This is a genomic window from uncultured Maritalea sp. (genome assembly GCF_937139385.1).
Taxonomy (GTDB): Bacteria; Pseudomonadota; Alphaproteobacteria; order Rhizobiales; family Devosiaceae; genus Maritalea; species Maritalea porphyrae_A.
This window is the reverse complement of record NZ_CAKZPW010000251.1, coordinates 1-2,389: the sequence shown is the minus strand read 5'-3', so window position 1 is coordinate 2,389 and position 2,389 is coordinate 1. Positions and strand designations below refer to the sequence as shown.

Annotated in this window: 3 protein-coding genes; 2 read left to right on the top strand and 1 reads right to left on the bottom strand. The window is 48.4% G+C overall.

Annotation, left to right across the window (positions count from 1 at the left end; genetic code table 11):
- The coding region (locus Q0231_RS10445) for a D-alanyl-D-alanine carboxypeptidase family protein (RefSeq protein ID WP_299347629.1) at positions 1 to 557 on the bottom strand (557 nt) is incomplete at its 3' end.
- Between the two features lie 394 nt (positions 558 to 951).
- On the opposite strand from Q0231_RS10445, the gene clpS reads away from it, so the two are divergent.
- Together clpS and Q0231_RS10435 are read left to right on the top strand one after the other, a co-directional pair.
- Complete coding sequence (clpS, locus tag Q0231_RS10440; RefSeq protein WP_269394046.1) at positions 952 to 1,281, top strand: ATP-dependent Clp protease adapter ClpS; 330 nt, start codon at positions 952 to 954, stop codon at positions 1,279 to 1,281.
- Positions 1,282 to 1,290: 9 nt separating this feature from the next.
- Positions 1,291 to 2,389, top strand: a 1,099-nt coding sequence (locus tag Q0231_RS10435) for an AAA family ATPase (protein ID WP_299347628.1), incomplete at its 3' end; no start/stop codon positions are given.

The window sequence follows — 2,389 nt, the reverse complement described above, 5'->3', positions numbered from 1 at the left end:
CCGCGATAGCGGAACGAACGCGTTTTGAAGTATTTGAAATACTGTGGGAAATGCTGGAAAATCGCCATGCCCAAACGTGCTTGGTCGCGCACCGTTGTTACCTGGGCTGAATTCGGCAAGCCTGATGGATTTTTGTATGTTGTCCGTGACATACCAAGCGCACGTGCTGTTTTGGTCATGCGAACGGCGAAGTTTGGAACAGAGCCAGAAATGTTTTCCGCTATTACGCGCGCCACATCATTCGCCGACTTCGTAACCAAGGCTTGGATAGCGTCTGAAACAGCTATTGTTGTTCCAGGCTTTAGGTAGAGTTTTGTTGGTTCCGCGGATGACGCGTATCTCGAAACCTTGAGTTTGGAAGATAGTTTCAGGCGACCTGCCGCAAGCTCTTCAAACACAATATAGAGCGTCATCACTTTTGTGACAGAAGCTGGATATCGGGTCGAATCTGCCCCATATGAATAAAGGGTCTTGCCGGTTTTTGCGTCCACAACAATACCCGCATATTTGCGCAGGTTTGCTGCTTGGGCGGGCTGGGGGGCAACAAGTGTTGTCATCACGAGAATGATGGACGTCAAAATTGACGTGAAAACACGGCGATGCTTAAAAATATCAGAGAGGAAATCCACCCTGTACTCCAGACAAATCGGGCCGATACGTAGGCCCGTACTCAATACAAAACTCGTGCTCCGCGTATTCATTCTGCAAACATATGCAGCCGAAGCAACTTCACTCAGCACCAAAATACGGACGGCTTCTTACGAATGAGTAAAATTGTTTTGATTTGTTTGAAAAAGTGCAGCGTATTTTAATCATGTTGTGGCAGATTCGTGGGAAGAGTTTTTGACCTTCTAGGTCTTAACATTGGCCATAATTTGCATACATAATAGGATTAGGATTCACGAGCAGAGAAATACACCGAATACCATGAACGAGACGAACAAGATTTACATGTCTTCGAATGACCAGAACGATGACGATTCTGGAGATGGCATTGGTGTTGCAACCAAAACGCGCACGAAGGTCAAGCGGCCCGGATTGTATCGCGTACTATTGCTCAACGATGACTATACGCCGATGGAATTTGTAATCGCGGTTTTGCAACAAGTGTTCAACAAGAACCAAGATGAAGCCGTATCTATTACAATGCATGTACATAATCACGGCGTGGGGGAGTGCGGCATTTTTCCGTACGAAGTGGCAGAAACAAAAGTAACTCAGGTCATGGACGCGGCCAAAAAGAACCAACACCCATTACAATGCGTAATGGAAAAACAGTAGGAGTAAGATATGCCCTCATTCTCCCGAGGTTTGGAAAAGGCTCTACACAACGCGATGAATTTGGCGCGCGAACACTCGCATGAAATGGCGACGTTGGAGCACTTGTTATTGGCGCTAACCGAAGATGACGATGCACTGGCGGTGTTAGATGCGTGTGAGGTTGATCGCGAAGCTCTGCGCCAAGATTTGGAAGAATTCATTGTCGACGAGCTTTCTAGTCTGGTTGTTGATGGCGATGTGGATTCGACGCCAACCGCTGCTTTTCAACGCGTCATTCAGCGCGCTGTCATTCATGTGCAGTCGTCTGGCCGTGACGAAGTAACGGGGGCCAATGTTTTGGTCGCCATATTTGCTGAACGTGAAAGCCATGCGGCCTATTTCCTTGAACAACAGGATATGACGCGGCTTGATGCTGTGAACTATATATCTCACGGCATTTCAAAGTCTGGTGTCACAGAAACCCGGCCCATCCAAGGGGCAGAAGAAGAGGGCGATGGGCCAGCGGGTTCCGGTTCCTCGCCACTTGATGAGTTTTGTGTTGATTTGAACGCCAAAGCGGAAGCGGGCAAAATTGATCCCTTGATCGGTCGCGCCGCGGAGCTAAAACGCACTATTCAAATTCTATGCCGTCGTTCAAAAAACAACCCACTTTATGTTGGCGACCCCGGAGTTGGTAAAACCGCCATTGCTGAAGGTTTGGCTAAGCGGATTGTTGAAGGCGACGTGCCTGAGATCTTGAAACCAGCCACCATCTATGCGCTCGACATGGGCGCGCTGCTGGCTGGAACGCGCTATCGTGGTGATTTCGAGGAACGTTTGAAGTCTGTGGTCAAGGCGCTTGAAAAAGAACCTGACAGCATATTGTTCATTGACGAAATTCACACGGTAATCGGCGCTGGCGCAACATCCGGTGGTGCACTTGATGCATCAAACTTGCTTAAACCCGCGCTTGCTTCTGGCGAAATTCGCTGCATTGGTTCAACTACCTACAAAGAATATCGACAGTTCTTTGAAAAGGACCGTGCTTTGGTTCGTCGATTCCAAAAGATCGATGTTGCTGAGCCAAGTGTTCCTGAAGCGATCGACATTATGAAGGGCTTGAAGCCAT

Coding starts and splice junctions, on each gene's coding strand:
- clpS (WP_269394046.1), top strand. CDS start 952: ATGTCTTCGAATGACCAGAACGATGACGATTCTGGAGATGGCATTGGT.